Source organism: Nocardia sp. NPDC060249 (assembly GCF_042728755.1).
Lineage (GTDB): Bacteria > Actinomycetota > Actinomycetes > Mycobacteriales > Mycobacteriaceae > Nocardia.
The window spans coordinates 160,430-179,892 of the sequence record NZ_JBHXAQ010000004.1 but is presented as its reverse complement, the minus strand read 5'-3'; the positions used below and the strand labels follow the sequence as shown (position 1 = coordinate 179,892).

The following is a 19,463-nucleotide window of genomic DNA, read 5'->3' as shown; positions in this document are numbered from 1 at the left end:
CGGCACCCGGGTTCGACGTGCTCAGTAGTGCTGCTGCTGACCGGCCAGCTGCTGGGCGATCACGCCCTGAATGCGCTGGAGGCCGCCCACCGTGACGCCGCTCTGGAGCTGCCCCTCGATGGTGCGCACCAGGGCGTTGTCGCTCATGATCTTCTCGGTCGACTGGATCAGCACCGTGCCGGCGCCGGTGAAGTCGAACTGGCGTTCCTCGCCGGAGTTGGCACCCATCCTGGCCGCGCCCGCCGCGAGGAAGCTGCCGATCCAGCCCTGGTCGTAGTGGTGGCTGGGCGACGGGCAATCGGCCCAGCCGACCAGCGATTCGGGATCGACGCGCAGCGGCGGTTCGGCGAACATCACCGGACCGTTCGAGGACGCGAGGAACTTGCCGGTCCCGATCAGCGTGAGGAACCCGGGCACGATCGACTGCTTCAGAGCCAGCCCCGGCTCGAAGGCCAGCAGGTTCGCCCCACGGATGGTGAGGTTGCCGTCTTCGAGATCGTAGGAATTGATGTCGTAACCGCGGTCGCCGATGATCAGCTTGCCGTGACCCTGCGCCACCACGTAGTCGCCCGCGAACAGCGGCGCGGAGAACTGGCTGCTCACCATGTGCATCAGGCCGCCCTGCAGCCCGTGCGTGAGCATCTGGAACTCGATCTGCCCGTAGTAGGCGATCATCGCGCCCTTGCGCATGAACCAGGGGCCGGTCAGGTCGATGCTGTAGGCGTAGCTGTTGCCCGGAATGTTGTCGCTGGCACCGAGATTCATCGGCGAGAGGATTTCGCTCATCGGTTCACAACTTCTCTTCGGAGGCCTGCACGTACACCACACCCTGTCCGTGGCAATGCAATTGCATCGCCTCGCCCGCACCGCGTCCCACCGCGTCGCGCCAGCTCATCGCGGACTTCAGCTCGGTCTGCACGTTGCCGTACGCGGCGACGAACGCCTGCGGGTCGACAACGATCGGATTGGGCCCGCCCACCGGCAGTTCCAGGAACCCGCCGTGTGCGAGCAGCACCGCCGAACCCTGTCCGCTGAGCTGGGTGGTGAACATGCCCTGCCCGGTCGCGACGCCCGCCGCGGCACCGCGCAGCGCGCCCATCAGACCGCCGCTGCCACCGCTACCGCCCGAACTGGCCACCGACACCACCGAAGCCTGCAAACCGGCCGACTGCGCGAGCAGTCGCGAAGCCTCGGCCCGCAGCACCGCGCCCGGCTGCATCTGCACCACGTGCACCTCGAGCCCGGCGAATCCGTAGTGGACCTCACCGTTGCCCTGCGCCAGCATGGTCCGTTCGTGCTCACCGGCCATCATCTGCCCGGCCATCCGCATCAGACCGCCGCCGCCCATGCCCTGACCGGCGCCGGGAATCTGGTGCGGCGCGAACGCGACCTGTCCGGTGTAGAACAGCATCGCGCCGGAACGGGCGACGACGCCGCCCGCCTGTCCGACGTTGACCTTGACGACCTTGCTGTTGACCTTCTCGAACATCGCCCGTCCCTACCGTTCCGCCGGCTGGATCAGCACGACACCCTGGCCGTCGAACCGCAGCGAGAACGCCTCGCCCGCATCCTGTCCGACCATCGATCGCCAGGAGACATCGGTGATGAACGACTGGTTGAGATTGCCGCGCGAGGCGACGAACGCGTCGGGATCCACGATCAGCGGATACTGCGGCGACACCTCCAGGTGGATCAGCGGCCCACCGGCCGACAGCAGCGCCACCTGGCCCTGCCCGCTGACCGTGGTGGTGAACAGCCCGCTGCCCGCCGACATCCCGCCGACCCCGGCGAAGCGCACATCGGTGCGCAGATTGCCCGCGAAGGCCAGCAGCTGCTGCGACTCGACCTGGAGCGTGTCGTTGTTCAGGTTCACCACGGTGACGTTCTGGCCGTTCACCGCCAGGAACACGCGCCCGTTGCCGTTGCACTCCATCAGTGACAGCTTCTCGCCGGTGGCGCGGCGCTTGAGGCCGTTGAGCACGCCCTCGCCGCCGCCGAACCCGGCCGATTTGAATTGGATATTGCCCTCGTAGGCCACCATCGAGCCGGAGATCGCGCGGATACTCGTCCCCGCGAGCTGCGCCTCGATCACCTTCTTCGACTGTTCGAACAATTGCGCCATGACAGGTGTGTGCCCGTCCCCTCTGCGAAGGCGGTTCGACCGCCCGTTCCGACTGCGACGTCACCCTAACCGATCAGGGGAAAGTACGCCCGGGCCACAGAGCACGGACGCGTGCGGCCGGTTTCTCGTAGAGTGGCAAGCACTGCCGTGGAACACCCACCAAACGACAAGCGAAGGGTCTAACTTGTCTGCAACACTCGCCAAGGGCCAGAACGGTCCGTTGGCCGTCAGTGACGTGGTGATCTCGCTCCAGGTCACCGCACCGGCCGACCTGTCCGCGCTGCTCGTGACCGAGCAGGGCAAGGTCCGCACCGACGCTGATTTCGTCTTCTACAACCAGCCAAGTGGGCCGGGTGTCGATCTACGCCCCGGGCCGGCGGGTCAGCCCGCCTCACTTGCTGTTTCGCTGTCCGCGGTGCCCGCCGACATCGATCAGATCCGCGCGGTGATCACCCTCGACGACGCGACCAGCAACTTCGGCCGCTTCGCGCCGCCCACGGCCCTGGTCTCCGACGCTTCGGGAAACCAGCTGTTCAGCTACCAGATCGACGGCCTGAACGCCGAGTCGATCGTGATCGCGCTCGAGCTCTACCGCCGTCAGGGCAGCTGGAAGGTGCGTGCGGTCGGCCAGGGTTACGCCGGTGGTTTCGCCGCGCTGGTCACCGACCACGGTGTGCAGGTGGATGATTCACCTGCCCAGGCCGCCCCGCAGCAGGCCGCGCCCCCGCCGCCTCCGCCGCAGCAGGCCCCGCCCGCGTACCCGGCGCAGTCCGCGCCCAACTACCCGCAGCAGGCCGCGCCCGCTTACGCCCCGCCCGGCGGTGGCTATCCGCCGCCGCCCGGCCCGGCCCAGCAGCCGCCCGGTGGTGGCTACCCGCCGCCGCCCGGACAGGGTTACCCGCCGCCCGCGCAGGGTGCGCCGCAGCCCGCGGGCGAGATCAGTCTGAGCAAGGATCGCCCGGTCAGCCTGCAGAAGGGGCAGCGGGTCACGCTGCGCAAGGAGGGCGGCGCCGCGCTGACCTTCGTGAAGATGGGCCTCGGCTGGGATCCCGTGCGCACGCGCGGGATGTTCGGCAACCGCACCGTCGACATCGACCTCGACGCCTCGGTCTGCCTGTTCGCCGACCAGAACCTCGTCGACGTGGCCTACTACGGGCAGCTGTCGTCGAAGGACGGTTCGGTGCGCCACCAGGGCGACAACCTCACCGGCGAGGGCGAGGGCGACGACGAGATGATCCTCGTCGACCTGACCAGGATCCCGGCGCACATCACCACGCTGCTGTTCATCGTCACCTCGTACAAGGGTCACTCCTTCGAACAGGTGCAGAACGCGTTCAGCCGCCTGATCGACGGCACCACCAACGGCGAGTTGGCCCGCTACACCCTCGCGGGCGGCATGCCGTTCACCGCGATGGCGATGGCGAAGGTGTACCGCGTCGGCGGCGACTGGAAGATGCAGGCGCTGGGCGAGGGCTTCAATGCCAAGCACCCCGGTGAAGCGGTGCCGCAGCTGGGCCGATTCCTCGGCGGTAATTGAACCAAGACAGGGCAGACACCGTGATTCACCTGAAGGCGGGGCAGAACACTGCTCTGACTGCTGATTCCGTGCGCTTCACCGCGCAGACCACCGGCACCGTCGAACTCGGGGCACTGGTGGTCGGCGAGGATCTGCGGGTTCGTGACGTGCACGATCATGTGTGCGCGTCGCGGCCCGCGGCCGCCGGCGTGAGCTTCGCGGGGGCGGCGGTGGATCTGACGCTGTCGCAGATCAGGTCCGACGCGCATGCTGTGCTGCTGTTCGTCACGGGCGGGCACGCGCTCACGGCGGTGACTGCCGCGCTGTACGAAAACGGTAGTCCTGCCGCGGAATTCGTCATCTCGCCGAGCGCGGGCGAAAGCGCGCTGATCTGCCTCGAGGTGTATCGGCGCGGTGGTGGCTGGAAGTTGCGGGCGCTCGGTCAGGGGTACGCCGGCGGCTCGGCTCAGCTGCTCACCGCGCACGGTGTGACCGCGCCCGAGCCCGCCCCCGCGCAGGCCTGGCAGGCGGCACCGCTCGCACCGCCGAGCGCTCCCACCGAGACGGTCGCCAGACCCGTTCCCGCATCGGGCATTCCGCTCGAGGTCGACCACGGGCTGCAACGCATGTGGATGATCTTCGAAGACGCCGCCCGCTCGGCCGCCGCCCTGGTCTCGGCTCGCGACTACGCGACCAAACGCCTGGATCAGGAACTCTCCGAAGCGGTGTCGAATCCGGCGACCCGCAACACTCCCGCGGCCGACGCGGCACGCGCGCAAGCGCAACGCCGCCACGACGACCTGGTGGCTCTCGCCGACGCCGACCACCGTCGCGACAGCGACCAGCTCGGCCTCGAGATCGCCGAAGCCGATGCCGCCATGCCCGCCGCACTGGCGTCCTGGCTCGCGCCCGCGTGGACCACCCGCGCCGCCCGCAGCGACGGCATCCGGCTGGGCGAGCTGTACGCGCTCGACCGCGGCGGCCTGCGCGTGCCGTATTGCGTTCCGGTGCCACTGAATCGGCCGCTGTGGGTCGATACCGAATCCACCGGTGCGGCCTCGCGCGTGATCGGCGCCCTGGTGGCCCGCCTCGTCGCCGCGATCCCCGACAAGCCGACCAAGGTCGATCTGATCGACCTCACCGGCGGCCTGCGCACCCTGGCTGCCCCGCTCGCTCCGCTCCTGGCGGGCCCGGTGATCGCCGATCACGGCGATATCTCCGCCCGCCTCGCCGAGCTCGCCCACGCGGCCGAGCTCGCCGACATCGCTTACAACAGCGGGCAAGCCGTACCCCCGACCGAACACCGCATCCTCGTCGCGGCCGACTTCCCGCACGGTTACCAGGGCAGCGACGTGGTGCGCCTCGGCCAACTGATGGTCCGCGGCGACCTAATCGGCCTGTCTCTGGTCATCGTCGGCAGCGGCAGCGGCGAATTCGGCGACGGCCCGGTAGATCTCCTCGCCCAGTCGTGCAGGCACCTCCCGACGATGCCCGGCACCCCCTTGTTCGACCCGTGGACAGGCAACGCCTGGGAACTCGACTTGGACATGCTCCCCGCCGAACCCGAACTCCAGGCCCGCTACCTACGAATGTAGAACCAGGGGCCGATGATGAACTCCCACTCGGGTTCTCGTCATCGCACGTGCCTCGGTCAGTTCAGCACCGAGACGGGTCGTGAGCTGACCGTGGCCTGCCGGGGCCGCAGGAATTCCGGGAGCCAGGGCAGCAGTGGGTCGAGGGCTCGGTCGAGGACGCCGCCCGCCGGGTCGTCGACAAAGTCGCGGCGGACCACGTCGTTCTGGGGGCGCAGGATCTCGTAGACGATCAGCGCGCACAGTCCGAGCACGGCCAGGTCGCGCAGGACGACAGTGCCGGTGAACCACTGTTCGGGCAGGCCCTTGTTGTCCTCGCCGAGGTAGTAGTACATGCGCGGTACCCAGACGAGTGCGTCGATGGTCATCCAGGCCAGCAGGATTCGTCGATGCGGCAGCGCGAGGACCGCCAGCGGCACCAGCCACAGCGAGTACTGGGGGCTCCACACCTTGTTCGTCAGCAGGAAGGCCGCGACGACGAGGAAGCACAGCTGGGTCAGGCGGGGACGCCGTGGCGCGGTGAGCGCCAGATAGGCGATGCCCGCACAGGCGGCCACGAAGGCCAGCAGCGAGACCGTGTTCAGGATCGTCGGCGGTTCACCGTGTCCGATCTGACCGTCGAAGCCCGCCCAGCCGGTGAACGAGGTGATCACGTTGTAGATCGAATCGGGGTCGGCATGGCGAGTGGTGTTGAGGCGGAAGAACTCTCGCCAGCCTTCCGGATACAGCGCCGCGATCGGCAGATTCACCGCAGCCCAGGTACCCGCCGCGGCGAGTACCGTCAGGGTGGCCGCGCCGAGTGGCCGCAACGCGAAAAGATGCGTCCTCGCCGGTGTTTCACGCAACCAGGTGCGGGCGGAATCGAGACTGTCGACGTCGCGCAACCGCAGCCCGGCCCGCGCGGCGGGCTGACGCTGCATCGGATCGATCCGCATGCACAGCACCACGATCGGCCCGAGCAACAACAGCGGATACAGCTTCGCCGCCCCGCCCAATCCGAGCAGGACGCCCGCGAGCACCGGCTTACGCCGCGCCCACGCCAGCAGTCCGGTAGCCGCGAAAGCGGTGGCGAGAGCATCGAAATTCGTGAACATGTGCACGATCACCAACGGCGACACCGCGACCAAAGCGGCGTCCCACACCCGTCGTCCCGCTAATCGCGACGAGGCCCACACGGTGATCAGCCACCCGACCGAAAGGCCGAGCGCGACAACGTTGAAATACACCACCACCGACATCGCATCGGGCAACGGCAGATGATCCCAGACATTGCCGATCTGCATCGCCGCGTACTGGTACAGGCCCGAAAGCACCGGATACTCCATGTATCTGGTCTCGGTGCCGCCGTCGGGCGTCGATTCGGTCCAGGACTTCTTGTACGGGAACGCGCCCTCGTTGAGCCGTTCGGCGCCGTAGAGCGGCACGGTGTCGGAGTAGCACATGGCCACGTACTGGCGACCGTTGTTCCAGTCCAGCATCAGGCCGCCGTCGCCGTCGCCGGTCTGCTGGATGCAGCCGGCCTTGGCCGACCAGCCCAGCGCCAGGAAGATCACGGTGAAGGCGAACAGCACCCGCAGCGGCGTCCAGAACCGCACCCGCCCGATCAGCGCGTGGTCGCCGACCGGGCCGCCGACCACGGTGGACAGCTGCGCGGTCAGCGAGTCGTTGCGGCTCGGCCGGTCGCGGGCATCGATCGAGCGGAGGTCGGGCGCCAGCCGGGCCGGCGCCACGTACGCCGTCTCGCGGCCCGGCCGGGTACCACTCGACGCCGGCTGGTCCGCGAGATGCTGATCGGTCACGACATCCGAGGCTACCGGTGGCTACCGGGATCGGGTCGGTGTGGTTCCCGCGCCGCTGCTCTCGTTGTCGTTGCCGTTGGCGCCATTACCCGGTCTGTTCGACGCGCCGTTGCCGTTTCCGGGGGTCGCGGGCGTGCCGTCCGGGTTCGCCGTCGGCTGGCCGGGCAGCGGGCCCGCACCGGTCTCGGGCGTCGTCTGCGACTGCGGTACCGCGGGCTGCTGCTGCACCCCGGGCACCGGAATCCGGATGCCGGGCAGGATCTCGACCTGCGAGGGCACGATCACCGGCGGCACGATCGCGGGCACGGTGGTCGACGGCGCGGTGTAGGGCGCCGACCACTCCGGCACACCGGCCTGGCCCTTGATCGGGGCGGGCTTGGGGAACGACTCGTTCGACGTCCCCGAGAGCGCGCCGTCCATCGTCGCCTTCCAGATGTCGGAAGGCAGACCGGAACCGTAGATGCTGCCGCCGCCGTAGTTCTTGAGCGGGTCGCCCTGCTCGGTGCCGACCCATACCGCGGTCGACAGCGACGGGGTGTAGCCGACCATCCAGGCGTCACGGTTGTTGCCGGTGTCGCCGAGCTGATGGGTACCGGTCTTGGCGGCGGATTCGCGGCCACCGGCCAGGTTGTGGTTGCGCGAGTAGGCCGCGATCGGCTTCATCGCCGCGGTGACGTTGTCGGCCACGGCCGCGCTGATCCGCTGCTCACCGGCGGGCTCGCCACGATCGAGCAGCACCTCACCCTTGGCGGTGACGACCTTCTGCACGAAGTGCGGTGCGTGGTAGACGCCCGAGGCCGCGAAGGTGGCGTACGCCGAGGCCATGTCGAGCGGACGCGACTGGTACTGGCCGAGCACGATGCCGTTGTTGGGGCCGACGCCGCCGGGCTCGGTCAGCGTGGGGCCGACGCCGGGCAGTTCCGTGGCGATACCGAGCTTGTGGCCCATATCGGCGATCTTCTGCGGGCCGTTCTGCATGTCCAGCTGCATGCGGTAGAAACTGGTGTTCAGCGAACGCTTGAGCGCCTCGGCGATGGTGCACATACCGCAGCCCTCACCCTCGACATTGCCGATCTTGATGCCGTTGACGGTGATCGGCGAGCTGTCGTAGAGCTGCGAGAGCGGAACGCCCTGTTCGAGATTCGCGGCCAGACCGATCGCCTTGAACGAGGAGCCCGTCGGCAGACCGGCATTGGCGAAGTCGTAGCCCTGCCCGTCGCTGCCGCCGTAGTAGGCGCGTACCGCACCGGTGCGCGGGTCGATGGAGACCACCGCGGTGCGCAGGTTCTCCGGCTCACCCTCCAGCTTGCCCTGCGCGGCCTTGATCGCGGCGTCCTGCGCCTTCTGATCGATCGTGGTGGTGATCTGCAGGCCTTCGGTGTTCAGCTGCTGCTCGCTGATGCCCGCGGTCGAGAGCTCCTGGAGCACCTGGTTCTTCACCAGACCGGACGGGCCCTCGTCGTTGTTCTTGTCGCCGAGCGAGGCCAGCGACACCACCTGTGGGTACTGCATCCCCTGACGTTCCGTCGCGGGCAGGTTGTTCTCGGCGACCATGCCGTCGAGTACGTAGCTCCAGCGAGTCTTGGCGCCCTCGGGGTTCTTCTCCGGGTCCAGCATCGAGGGCAGCTGGATGGTCGCGGCCAGCACGGCGCCCTCGGCCACGGTCAGCTCCTGCACCGGCTTGCCGAAGTAGGCCTTGGACGCGGCGTCGATGCCGTACGCGCCACGACCGAAGTAGATGGTGTTCAGGTAGGCGGCGAGGATGTCTTCCTTGCTCCACTGCCGCGCCATCTTGGCCGAGATCACCAGCTCGTGCATCTTGCGCGTCATCGACCGCTCGTCACCGACCAGCGCGTTCTTCACGTACTGCTGGGTGATCGTGGAACCACCACCGGCGCTCTCCTTGCCGAGGATGTTGTCGCGGGCGGCGCGGGCGAAGCCCGAGACCGAGAAGCCGGGGTTGGTGTAGAAGTCGCGGTCCTCGGCGGCGATCACGGCGTTGCGCACGTGCGGCGGGATCTGATCGATCGAGACCTCGGTGCGGTTGCCCTGCGGCGGGACCACCTTGCTGATCTCGGTGCTGCCGTCGCTGGCGAAGATCGTCGCCACCTGGTTGGTCTCGAGGTCGCCCGGCTTGGGCACCGACACCGCCGTGTAGGCCACCAGGAACACCGCGCTCGGCACGACGATCGCCAGGGCCATCAGGACATAGAGTGTCCGGCGCACGATCCGCCACGGCGATTTCTTCACCGCACCAGCGCTACCCGAGCCGTCGTCGCCCCCGCCACCGTCGCGGCGGTTGCGCGGATCGGTCGGCGGCGGTGTGCCGCCCACACCGGCGGCGCGACGTTCACCGGTGGTGGGACCGCCGGTGGCGGTGGCGCGACGTTCACCGGAGGTGGGACCGCCGGGGCGCCGACCGGCGCCTGCCCGTGCGGCCGCGGCGGCACCGCCCGCGCGAGCCGTCCTGGCGACGTCGTCGTTCGCGCCGCGCACGGTCCGCCCCGGCTGATTCGCCCGCACGGTCGACTCGTCGGGGCTGCCGGGACGCGGCAACTTCTGTGTGGCGCCTGCCGCGGGCGGCGCGGCCCGACCCGGCTGCGGGGGCCTGCCCTGCGGCGGCCTGCCCTGACCGGGCCCACCCTGCGGAGGCGGTCCACCCTGCGGACCGCCGGGACGCTGTGGTGGCTGACCAGGCCGACGCGGCGGCATCCCACCGGGCGGCGGCCCCTGCTGACGATTCGGCGGCGGTCCCTGCGGACCACGTCCACCAGGCACGGGACCACCCTGCGGGCGCCCGCCCTGCGCGGGACCACCGGGCGCGCCCTGCGGGCGCGGACCGGCGGGCGGCATCGGCCGACGCGGCGGGGGACCGCCGGGCCGATCACCCGACTGTGGGGGGAGACCCGATTGCGCACCCCGAGCCGGACGGCCGCCGCGCGGATCATCGCCGTGGGGGGAGGACTCGTAGGGCGAACTCACTGACCAGATCTCCATAACTTGTAAGGTTCGGGCACACGACATCCGCGCCGGAGTACCGGCGCGGAGAGGGTGCACCCCGAACAGTGGCGCATCACGCGGTGGCCACCATCACTTGTCCGGGCGGCCCGTCACTCGGCAGCCCCGTCGCTCCACCCGCCATCATTCGGCAGCAGAGCGCCGGGCTCGCGAACTCGTCCGTCGCCGGGCGGGGGCGGGCGCCGTGCCGAGCACGTACGACTGCACCAGATGATTCCAGCTGCACGAGCGACATACCTCGACGACATGCACCGAGAATTCTTCGTTCGACTCGGCCATCCGAATCAGTTCTTCGGGCGTCCGCGCCGACCCGGCCGCTTGGCCGAGCCCGTCGCCGAACACCCACGAAACCAACGTCAGCTGCTCTTTCCGACAGATCGGGCAGGTCACCTCGCTGCCCCGGCCGTGGAACTTCGCGGCCCGGAGCAGATACGGATTCGCGTCGCACACCTCGGCGACGCCGACCCGCCCCGCGTAGACATCGGCCAGCAGAGACCTGCGCCGGAGCGCATAGTCCACCACCTGCCGCTGAATTCGCACGATCACCAGAGTAGCGGGGTTCGGATACGCGTGCCCACGGCATCGTTTGATCCGATCCCCCTGAGCTTTCCGGCGATTCCCGTAGCGAATCAGGTGTTTTCGCAGGTGAGGTGACGCACCGCACGGGGTTACTCGGCGGGCGCGCGACGGCGGCGGCCGATTCGGTCACGGCCGGACGTGACATCGATCGCGCGGGCGGCGTCGAGCGTGCTTGACGTGCGGGGCCGCCGCAGACCTCCTTCCCTCGCCGCCGCACTGACCTGCGGCAATGACGCATGCGTCACATTCGACTGTGCGTAGATGTATCGCTCCGATATAGTTGGAAGTCGCATCCACGGTTAGGTCTGTTCGGCCTTTCAGGTCGTCATAGTCAGGGAGTGAGGTCGGCAGTGCTCGAATTGGCGATTCTCGGCCTGCTCCTCGACGCGCCCATGCACGGTTACGAGCTGCGCAAGCGGTTGACGGGCCTGCTCGGAGCGTTCCGGGCCTTCTCCTACGGTTCGCTCTACCCGACGCTGCGCAGGATGCAGGCCGACGGGTTGATCGCCGAGGAGCTTCCGGACGGCGCGCTAGCGCGCCGTGCGCGCCGCGTCTACCGGCTCACGCCGGTCGGCCGGGAACGGTTCTCCGAACTCCTTGCCGACACCGGTCCGCAGAACTACACCGATGACGGCTTCGGCGTTCACCTTGCCTTCTTCAGTCGCACCCCCGCCGAGGCGAGAATGCGGATTCTGGAGGGCAGACGTCGTCAGGTCGAGGAGCGCCGAGAGGGGCTGCGCGAAGCGATCAAGAAGGCCAGCGGGTCACTGGATCGCTACACCAAGCAGCTCCACCAGCTCGGATTGGAATCAAGCGAGCGCGAAGTGCGCTGGCTCAACGAGTTGATTGCGGCGGAGCAATCGACGAAGGCGGCACCACAGAAAGAGGGAAAGAGCGGCCATGAGTGATGTCAACAAGGTTGGATCCGGCGAAGTCCGCGTCGCGATCGTCGGTGTGGGCAACTGCGCATCGTCGCTGGTGCAGGGCGTGCAGTACTACAAGGACGCCGACGAGAACCAGGTCGTTCCGGGCCTCATGCACGTCAAGTTCGGTAGCTACCACGTCCGTGACGTGAAGTTCGTGGCCGCGTTCGATGTCGACGCCAAGAAGGTCGGTTTCGACCTGGCCGAGGCCATCTTCGCCAGCGAGAACAACACCATCAAGATCTCCGACGTGCCGCCGACCGATGTGACGGTCCTGCGTGGCCCGACCCTCGACGGCATCGGCAAGTACTACGCGCAGACCATCGAGCAGTCCGAGGCGCCCGCGGTCGACGTGGTCAAGGCGCTCAAAGACGCCGAGGTCGACGTGCTGGTCTCGTACCTGCCCGTCGGTTCCGAAGAGGCCGACAAGTTCTACGCGCAGTGCGCGATCGACGCGAACGTGGCCTTCGTCAACGCGCTGCCGGTCTTCATCGCCTCCGACCCGGTCTGGGCGCAGAAGTTCGTCGACGCCGGCGTGCCGATCGTCGGTGACGACATCAAGTCGCAGGTCGGCGCGACCATCACCCACCGCGTGATGGCCAAGCTGTTCGAAGACCGCGGCGTGGTGCTCGATCGCACCTACCAGCTCAATGTCGGCGGCAACATGGACTTCAAGAACATGCTCGAGCGTGAGCGGCTGGAGTCGAAGAAGGTCTCCAAGACCCAGGCCGTCACCTCGAACCTCACCGGGGCGCTCGCGGGCAAGGTCCACGATCGCAACGTCCACATCGGTCCTTCGGACTACGTGGAGTGGCTCGACGACCGCAAGTGGGCCTACGTCCGCCTCGAGGGTCGCGCCTTCGGTGACGCTCCGCTGAACCTGGAGTACAAGCTCGAGGTGTGGGACTCGCCGAACTCGGCGGGCATCATCATCGACGCCGTCCGCGCGGCGAAGATCGCCAAGGACCGCGGCATCGGCGGACCCGTCATCCCGGCCTCGGCCTACCTGATGAAGTCCCCGCCGGAGCAGATCGCCGACGATGTGGCGCGCACTCAGCTCGAGGCGTTCATCATCGGTGCCGATTAATCACTGAACGACAAGAGCCGGTGCGCACGAACCCTCGTGCACACCGGCTCTTGTCGTCTTCAGTCCAGGGAGACGTACACCTCGACCGAGGTCGGACCGGTGTAGCGCTCCAGCTCGGCCGTGTGCGAGCGGGTGATGGTGCCGGCGTTCTCGGCCTTGATCACCTGCGCCCACGCGGTGCGCAGCAGATCGTAGGGCTTGTCCGAGACCACGAACTTGGCGTAGCGGCCCGCGGGGATGCGGGTGAGCACGTCGCCTTCGTCGATGTCGTCCAGTTCGGCGACCTCGTAGCCGAGCACGGCCACCGCATGATCGTTCTGACCGATGTAGGCGGCCGCGCGGGGCACCGCCTTCTCCCGCGACAGATACCGATCCCAGGTGAAGTTCACCAGGTCGAGATCGCGCGCGGTCACCTCACGCCCGGCCAACGGCACGGTGAGACCCGCGATCAAGCCGTCGGCGAGGGTGACGATTTCGAAATCCACGGCCATCAGCTGTCCTTCTGCTCGATCAGCGACACGAAGATCTCGACCGTGCGTTCGTCGGGATACTGCTCGCAATCGCCGGTATAGGCACGCACGAATTCACCCGCGGCCTCCGCGTCCCACACCTGGCGCCACAGCCCGACGATGGTGTCGCCGAGGTTGTCGCCGCTGGCCACGAATCGCGCGTAGCGGCCCGCCGGAATCCGGCCGAGCACATCGCCTACCTGGAGGTCGGCGAGAGTTTTGCACTCGTAGCCGACGATGTGGGTGAGGTAGGAATTGATCTCCGGCGCGAAATCGACATAGCCCGTCGCGACCGGCCCCGGTAACGTTCTCGCCCGCAGGTTCGCCCACGCCTCGACCACTTTGGCGCGGCGCGGCCCCTCGACGGCGAGCGCCGGACTGCGAAGCACCGTGCCCGCGATCAGCGTCTCGGGACGGTCAACGACATTGAAATCCACCTGCGTAGCCCCTATGTCTAGTGTCGTCGCATGTCGGTACCGACCGCACATCCTCCCGTATCGGTCCGACAGGTTCCGCGCCGGGATCATTCGACCCCTGGTCGGGCGGTTCGCGCTCTGGGCAACGATGTTGCCATGTCCCCACGGTAGCCGGGTCCGGCTGCGCCAACTCGTGATCTATCGCGGCCCTTCACCGCCGAGCCCGGGGAACAGCTCACCGGGAACGGCGGGCGTCGGTGCGGGCGGAATGATGATCAGCGGCGGCGGCGCGGGCCGCGGTGAGTTCGCCGGCGGACCGAAGATGTCGAAGCCGCCCCCCGGCGTCGGGGCGGTGCCGGTGCCCGGCGAGGGCACCAGCGGCGGGTTCGGTACCGGCTGCACGTCGAACTGTTCGACCGGCGTTCCCGCCAGCGCGGCGTCCATCGACTGCTTCCAGATGTCGGCGGGCAGCCCCGAACCCCAGATCGCCCCACCGCGACCGTTGCGCAGCGGCTGCGGTTGCTCGGTGCCCACCCACACCGCGGTGGACAGGGAGGGCGTGTACCCCACCATCCACGCGTCCTTGTTGTCCTTGGTCTCGCCGAGCTGGGTGGTTCCCGTCTTGCTCGCCGACTGCCTGCCGTCGGCGAGGCCGTGGCCGTTGGAGTAGTTGGCGATCGGCAGCATCGCCGACGTGGTCGTGTCGGCGATCTCGGCGGAGAACCGCTGCTCCGGCTCTGAATGTCGCTTACCCGTCGCGGTTTCCCAGCTGCGGTCGAGCAACACCCGCCCGTCCCCGGTGCTCACCTTCTGCACGAAGTACGGCTGGTGATAGACCCCAGACGCGGCCAGCGTCGCGTACGCCGACGCCATGTCGAGGGGGCGCACCAGATACTGCCCGAGCACGATCCCGTTGAGCGGGTAACCGTCCGGCTCCGACAGGCTCGTGCCCTCGACGCCGGGAATGTACTCGGGGATGCCGGCCAGGTGCGCGGCCTCGGCGATCGAGCGCGGGCCGTCGGCCATCGTCATGGTGAGCCGGTAGAAGCTGGTGTTCAGTGAGCGTTTGAGCGCCTCGGCGAGCGAACAGCGTCCGCACGAGTCACCCTCCACGTTGGTGATCTCGGTGCCGCGGTCGGTGATGGGCGAGCTGTCCATCGCCCGCGTCACCGGAATGCCTTGCCGAAGCGCCGCGACGAGCGCGAAAACCTTGAACGCGGAACCGGTTTGCAGCGGCGCCTGCGCGAAGTCGAACCCCGTCCCGTCCTCGCCGCCGTAATAGGCCCGCACGGCCCCGCTGCGCGGATCGATCGACACCACCGCCGAGCGCAGCTCCGATGGCTGCCACGACAATCGCTCACGCACCGCATCGACCGCGCCTGCCTGCGCCGCGGCGTCGATAGTGGTGGTGATCTGCAGTGCGCCCGTGTTGATGTCGGCGTCGTCGAGGCCCGCGGCCCGCAGTTCGCGCAGCACCTGGGTGCGGATATGCCCTTCCGGTCCGAGCGCGACCGACTCCGCGGGCATGTCGTCGAGCGGGATGATCGGCGGGAACACCGTCGCGTCCCGGTCGCCCGGCGCGAGCACGTTCATCTCGACCATCCCGTCGAGCACGTACTGCCAGCGCGCCCGCAACTGATCGAAATGGTTCTCCGGATCGAGCACCGAAGGCGAGCGGATCACCGCCGCCAGCACGGCTCCCTCCGCGAGAGTCAGCTCCGGCACCGGCTTGTCGAAATATGCCTTCGCCGCGGACGCGATCCCGTATGCCCCGCGCCCGAAGTAGATGGTGTTGAGGTAGGCGGACAGGATCTCGTCCTTGCTCCACTGCCGCGCCATCTTGGCCGCGATGATCAGCTCCCGCATCTTGCGGGTGACGGTGCGCTCGGAGCTGAGGAAGGCATTCTTCACGTACTGCTGGGTGATCGTCGAGCCGCCGCCCGCGTTGTTCTGGCCCGTCACATTGTCGCGAGCGGCACGCAGGAAGCCGCTGGTGGAATAGCCGGCGTTCGTATAGAAGGTGCGGTCTTCGGCCGCCAGCACGGCGTCGCGGACCGGATACGGCACATCCGTGAGCGGAATGGGAATCCGATTGCCCTGTGGCGGAATGAATTTGGTCAGCACGGTGGTGCCGTCGGCGGCGAGGACCGTCGCGGGCTGTTCGACCGCGACCTCGGCCGGTTCGGGAATCTCCGAACTCCAGTACACCGCGACGAACAGCAGCGCGGGCACACACACGAAGATCACGAAGAGCGCGAGCAGCAACCGCCGGATGCGCTGCCCCCTGGTGCGTGGCTTGCGTTGCGAGGGCGGGTCGTCGGTGCCGAGGCGGGCGGCCTGTTCGCGGCGCGCGGATCCCTTGGTGTCGCCGGGCTCGTCGGTGGCGGCCAGTCGTGCGGCCTGTGCCCGTCGTGCCGCGCCCTTGGCCGGCTTCTGCTCTTTCGCCAGCGGATCCCGGAACCCGGCAATCGAGGTATACGGAACGTCCCCATCGGAACGCCCGCGCCCGCGCTGGGAGGCCACACCATCTCCTTTCGGAGCGAGTGAGAAGAACTCACCTGCACCGACGTCGATATCGGTGCAGGTGACTCTACCCGGCGGTGGCGGCAGAACCCGGCAGGTCAGCTCTTGACGCCGCCCGCGGTGAGGCCGGAGATGATGCGACGCTGGAAAATCAGCACCATGATCACCAGCGGCACGGTGACGATCACGCCCGCTGCCATGATGGCCGCGTACGGCTGCACCAGCGGGTCGTTGCCCGAGAAGCTCGCGATGGCGACCGTCACCGGCTTGGTGTCGTCGCCCGAGAGCAACCGGGCCAGCAGGTACTCGTTGATCGAGGCGATGAACGCCAGGATCGCGGTGGTGAACACCGCGGGCGCGGCCAGCGGCAGCATGATCAACCGGAAGGCCTGGAACTTGCTCGCGCCGTCGATGCGCGCGGCCTCTTCGAGCTCCCACGGCAGTTCGGCGAAGAACGAGGCCAGGATGTAGACCGTCATCGGCAGCACGAACGAGATGTTCGGGATGATCATCGCCTGGTACTGGCCGATCCAGCCGATATCGGTGAACAGCTGGAACAGCGGCGTCACCAGCACCACGGCCGGGAACATCGACGCCGACAGGATCAGCCCCGAGATCAGGTACTTGCCCGCGAAGGTCATCCGGGCCAGCGCGTAGGCCGCGAGCACGCCGAGGATCAGCGCGACCGCGGTGGTCGCCGATCCGATGATCACACTGTTGAGCAGCGCCTTGCCGAAGTCGTTGCCGCGGCTGGTGTCGAAGGCGTTGCGGAAGTTCTCCAGCGTCACGTGGGTGGGCCACGGGGTGCTGTCGAAGGTGTGGGCCGGGTCGCGGAACGCCACCACGGCCATCCAGTAGAACGGGCCGAGGCCCCACACCAGCACGATGGCGACGCCGAGGTAGAGCCGCGCCGTCCCCATCCGCTTGCGCCACGACACCGGCTGCACCGGCAGCGTCTTCGACTCCGCGACAGGTTCTTTCGTGATCGACATGCTCATCAGTTCGCCTTCCGCTGGTCTTCCTGCGTGCGAACAGCGTTGGCGCCCAGCACCTTCACCAGGACGAACGCGATCGCGAAGACGAGCAGGAAGGTGATCACCGACAGTGCCGCGGCGCTGTTGGGACCTTGGCGCACCTGCTCGACCACCAGGATCGACAGCGTGTTGGTCGACGGGTTGCCCAGCGTCATGATCGCGGGCAGGTCGTACATGCGCAGCGCGTCCATGGTGCGGAACAGCACCGCCACCAGCAGTGCGGGCTTGAGCAGCGGCAGGGTGATGTGCAGGAACCGCTGCCAGGCCGACGCGCCGTCGACCTTGGCGGCCTCGTACACATCGGCCGGAATCACTTGCAGCCCAGCCAGAATCAGCAGCGCCATGAACGGCGTGGTCTTCCACACGTCGGCCGCGATCACCGCGAACCGCGACGCCCACATGTCGGAGGTCCACAGGATGTGCGTGCCGAGCACCCGGTTCACGACACCGTCGTACTGGAACATGAACTCCCACAACCGCGCGGTGACGGCGGTGGGGATCGCCCACGGGATCAGCACGGCGGCGCGCAGCATGGCCCGGCCGCGGAAGGTCTTGCCCATCACCATGGCCATGCCGAGCCCGAGCAGGGCCTCCAGCGACACCGTGATCACGGTGAAGAACAGGGTGATCCCGACGGCCGACCAGAACTGCGAGCCGAGCGTGCCGGTGGGGCAGGACACCGTACCCATCAACGACCCGCACTGCTGCAGCAGCCAGTGCGTGTAGTTGCTGAATCCGGCGCTGCCGCCCTCGACGAACATCCCGGTGGCCGGGTCGATGCCGGAGTCCTTCGAGAAGGACATCCACACCGCCTCGACCACCGGATATCCGATGACCACGGCCAGCGCGACGAGCACGGGCGCGACGAACAGCCACGCCTTGCCGGATTGTCGCAGTTCCAGCGCTAGCCCGCGCTGCTTGGCTCCCGAAGGATCCGACACCGTTACTACTCTCCTACGGTCTGGTCGGGTCCGCTGCGCGTACCGCTACGAACCGGCGGTCTCGATGCCCTTTTGCATGCCGGCGACCGCGTCGTCGACGGACTTCGTGCCGTTGAGGGCAGCATAGGCGTTGTCCTGGATGGCCTTCGACACCGCGGGATAGAACGGGGTCACCGGACGCGGCACCGCGCTGGCGATGGATTCCTTCAGCGTGGGCAGGTACGGCATCTTCGCGATCAGGGCCGGGTCGTCGTAGAGCGAGGAGCGCACCGAGGGCAGCGAGCCCGAGGCGATGATCTGCTGCGCTTCTTCGCTGATCAGGTACCGAACGAAGTCGGCGGCGGTGGCCTTGTTCTTGGAGAACGCGCTGATCGCGGCGTTGTAGCCGCCGAGGGTGGAGGCGCCGACGCCGGTGTTGCCCGGCAGGGGGGCGACGCCGAACTTGTCCTTCACCGCGGAGCCGTCGGCGGAGGCCTGGGCGTAGAGGTAGGGCCAGTTGCGCAGGAACAGCAGCTTGCCCGACTCGAACGCGCTGGCGCTCTCGCCTTCCTTGAAGGTGATGGCTTCCTTGGGGATGTCGCCGTTCTTGTAGGCGTCGACGAGGACCTTCAGGCCCGCCTTCGACTCCGGGCTGTTCACGGTGGGGGTCTTGCCGTCGGCGCCGACGAAGCTGCCGCCGAAGGCGTTGATGACCTCGGAGGTGTTCACGGTCAGGCCCTCGTAGGGCGCGAGCTGACCGGCGTAGCAACCGATGTTGTTGTCCCGGGCCACCTGGCACTGACCGAGCATCTCGGTCCAGGTCTTCGGCGGGTTGGGGACCAGGTCCTTGCGGTAGTACAGCAGGCCGCCGTTGGTGTTCTTCGGGGCCGCGTACAGCTTGCCGTTGTAGGTGGCGCTGGCCACGGTCGGCGCGAGCAGCGGCGCGGTGTCGATCGCGAAATTGCCCTCGAGCGGCTGGACCCAGCCCTTCGCGGCGAACTCGGCGGTGTCCTTCACGTCGAGGGCGACGACGTCGTAGCCGTCCTGCTTGGCGCGGAAGTGCTCGGCGAGGTCGTCGTGCTGCTGGGTGCCGTCGGCCGACTGCTCCTTGAACGTCACCTGCTCGTTCGGGTGCGCGGCGTTCCAGCGGTCGATGAGCTGCTTGACCACACCGGTTTCGGTGGTGTCCTTGCCTTCGACGTAGGTGATCGGGCCGCGGCCCGTCAGGTTCTGGTCGAGCGCGTTGCCCCCGTCGTCACTGGAGCAACCGCTGGCGAACGTTGCGGTGAGCAACGCGATCGAGGCGGCAGCCATCGTCGCTCTGGGGACAAACTTCAAAGCCATCGCAGACACTCCAGGGTCAAGACGTGAGCAGCAGCACACCCGTGCGGTGCACAAGGCAACATACATGGTGCGCGGTCTTCC

Annotated in this window: 16 protein-coding genes; 4 read left to right on the top strand and 12 right to left on the bottom strand. The window is 68.1% G+C overall.

Translation table 11 applies throughout. The annotated features are described in order from the left end of the window. Positions 1 to 21 precede the first annotated feature (21 nt). The 3 genes from ACFWFP_RS17800 to ACFWFP_RS17790 are packed head-to-tail and all read right to left on the bottom strand — an operon-like array spanning position 22 to position 2,122. Positions 22 to 786: an AIM24 family protein gene (locus ACFWFP_RS17800; RefSeq protein WP_357373774.1), complete on the bottom strand. Its 765-nt coding sequence runs from the start codon at positions 784 to 786 to the stop codon at positions 22 to 24. Positions 787 to 790: 4 nt separating this feature from the next. Beyond that, complete coding sequence (locus ACFWFP_RS17795; protein WP_379296295.1) at positions 791 to 1,489, bottom strand: AIM24 family protein; 699 nt, start codon at positions 1,487 to 1,489, stop codon at positions 791 to 793. Positions 1,490 to 1,498: 9 nt separating this feature from the next. Continuing rightward, positions 1,499 to 2,122, bottom strand: a complete 624-nt coding sequence (locus ACFWFP_RS17790; RefSeq protein WP_379296293.1) for an AIM24 family protein — start codon at positions 2,120 to 2,122, stop codon at positions 1,499 to 1,501. Between the two features lie 184 nt (positions 2,123 to 2,306). On the opposite strand from ACFWFP_RS17790, the gene ACFWFP_RS17785 reads away from it, so the two are divergent. Together ACFWFP_RS17785 and ACFWFP_RS17780 are read left to right on the top strand one after the other, a co-directional pair. Further along, positions 2,307 to 3,659: a TerD family protein gene (locus ACFWFP_RS17785; RefSeq protein WP_379296291.1), complete on the top strand. Its 1,353-nt coding sequence runs from the start codon at positions 2,307 to 2,309 to the stop codon at positions 3,657 to 3,659. Between the two features lie 20 nt (positions 3,660 to 3,679). Then, entirely contained in the window at positions 3,680 to 5,233 is a 1,554-nt protein-coding gene (locus ACFWFP_RS17780; RefSeq protein ID WP_379296289.1) for a TerD family protein, read from the top strand. A gap of 56 nt (positions 5,234 to 5,289) precedes the next feature. On the opposite strand, the gene ACFWFP_RS17775 is transcribed toward ACFWFP_RS17780, so the two are convergent. The 3 genes from ACFWFP_RS17775 to ACFWFP_RS17765 all read right to left on the bottom strand — a co-directional run bounded on the left by ACFWFP_RS17775 (position 5,290) and on the right by ACFWFP_RS17765 (position 10,587). Then, positions 5,290 to 7,029, bottom strand: coding sequence for a glycosyltransferase family 87 protein (locus ACFWFP_RS17775; RefSeq protein WP_379296287.1), 1,740 nt, complete (start codon positions 7,027 to 7,029; stop codon positions 5,290 to 5,292). Positions 7,030 to 7,050: 21 nt separating this feature from the next. Next, entirely contained in the window at positions 7,051 to 9,231 is a 2,181-nt protein-coding gene (locus tag ACFWFP_RS17770) for a transglycosylase domain-containing protein (RefSeq protein WP_379296802.1), read from the bottom strand. Positions 9,232 to 10,170: 939 nt separating this feature from the next. Next, the gene (locus ACFWFP_RS17765; RefSeq protein ID WP_357139042.1) at positions 10,171 to 10,587 is read right to left on the bottom strand and encodes a DUF5318 domain-containing protein; all 417 of its coding nucleotides are present in this window, start codon (positions 10,585 to 10,587) and stop codon (positions 10,171 to 10,173) included. A gap of 389 nt (positions 10,588 to 10,976) precedes the next feature. On the opposite strand from ACFWFP_RS17765, the gene ACFWFP_RS17760 reads away from it, so the two are divergent. After that, on the top strand, positions 10,977 to 11,534 hold the full coding sequence (locus ACFWFP_RS17760; RefSeq protein ID WP_056823890.1) for a PadR family transcriptional regulator: 558 nt from the start codon (positions 10,977 to 10,979) through the stop codon (positions 11,532 to 11,534). After that, positions 11,527 to 12,636: an inositol-3-phosphate synthase gene (locus ACFWFP_RS17755; protein WP_379296285.1), complete on the top strand. Its 1,110-nt coding sequence runs from the start codon at positions 11,527 to 11,529 to the stop codon at positions 12,634 to 12,636. The genes ACFWFP_RS17760 and ACFWFP_RS17755 overlap by 8 nt, the downstream gene beginning before the upstream one ends. Positions 12,637 to 12,695: 59 nt before the next feature. Here the strand turns inward: ACFWFP_RS17755 and ACFWFP_RS17750 are convergent, their stop codons facing one another. The 6 genes from ACFWFP_RS17750 to ACFWFP_RS17725 all read right to left on the bottom strand — a co-directional run bounded on the left by ACFWFP_RS17750 (position 12,696) and on the right by ACFWFP_RS17725 (position 19,382). Further along, positions 12,696 to 13,127 carry a GyrI-like domain-containing protein gene (locus ACFWFP_RS17750; protein ID WP_379296283.1) on the bottom strand — a complete coding sequence of 144 codons (432 nt, stop codon included), beginning with the start codon at positions 13,125 to 13,127 and terminating at the stop codon, positions 12,696 to 12,698. Then, entirely contained in the window at positions 13,127 to 13,582 is a 456-nt protein-coding gene (locus ACFWFP_RS17745) for a GyrI-like domain-containing protein (protein ID WP_379296281.1), read from the bottom strand. The genes ACFWFP_RS17750 and ACFWFP_RS17745 overlap by 1 nt, the downstream gene beginning before the upstream one ends. Before the next feature lie 177 nt (positions 13,583 to 13,759). After that, positions 13,760 to 16,084, bottom strand: coding sequence for a transglycosylase domain-containing protein (locus tag ACFWFP_RS17740; protein ID WP_379296279.1), 2,325 nt, complete (start codon positions 16,082 to 16,084; stop codon positions 13,760 to 13,762). Positions 16,085 to 16,182: 98 nt separating this feature from the next. Then, positions 16,183 to 17,004, bottom strand: a complete 822-nt coding sequence (locus tag ACFWFP_RS17735) for a carbohydrate ABC transporter permease (protein ID WP_379296800.1) — start codon at positions 17,002 to 17,004, stop codon at positions 16,183 to 16,185. A gap of 77 nt (positions 17,005 to 17,081) precedes the next feature. Further along, positions 17,082 to 18,059, bottom strand: a complete 978-nt coding sequence (locus ACFWFP_RS17730; protein ID WP_379296277.1) for a carbohydrate ABC transporter permease — start codon at positions 18,057 to 18,059, stop codon at positions 17,082 to 17,084. Between the two features lie 45 nt (positions 18,060 to 18,104). Continuing rightward, on the bottom strand, positions 18,105 to 19,382 hold the full coding sequence (locus ACFWFP_RS17725) for an ABC transporter substrate-binding protein (RefSeq protein ID WP_378916099.1): 1,278 nt from the start codon (positions 19,380 to 19,382) through the stop codon (positions 18,105 to 18,107). Between the last annotated feature and the right edge of the window lie 81 nt (positions 19,383 to 19,463).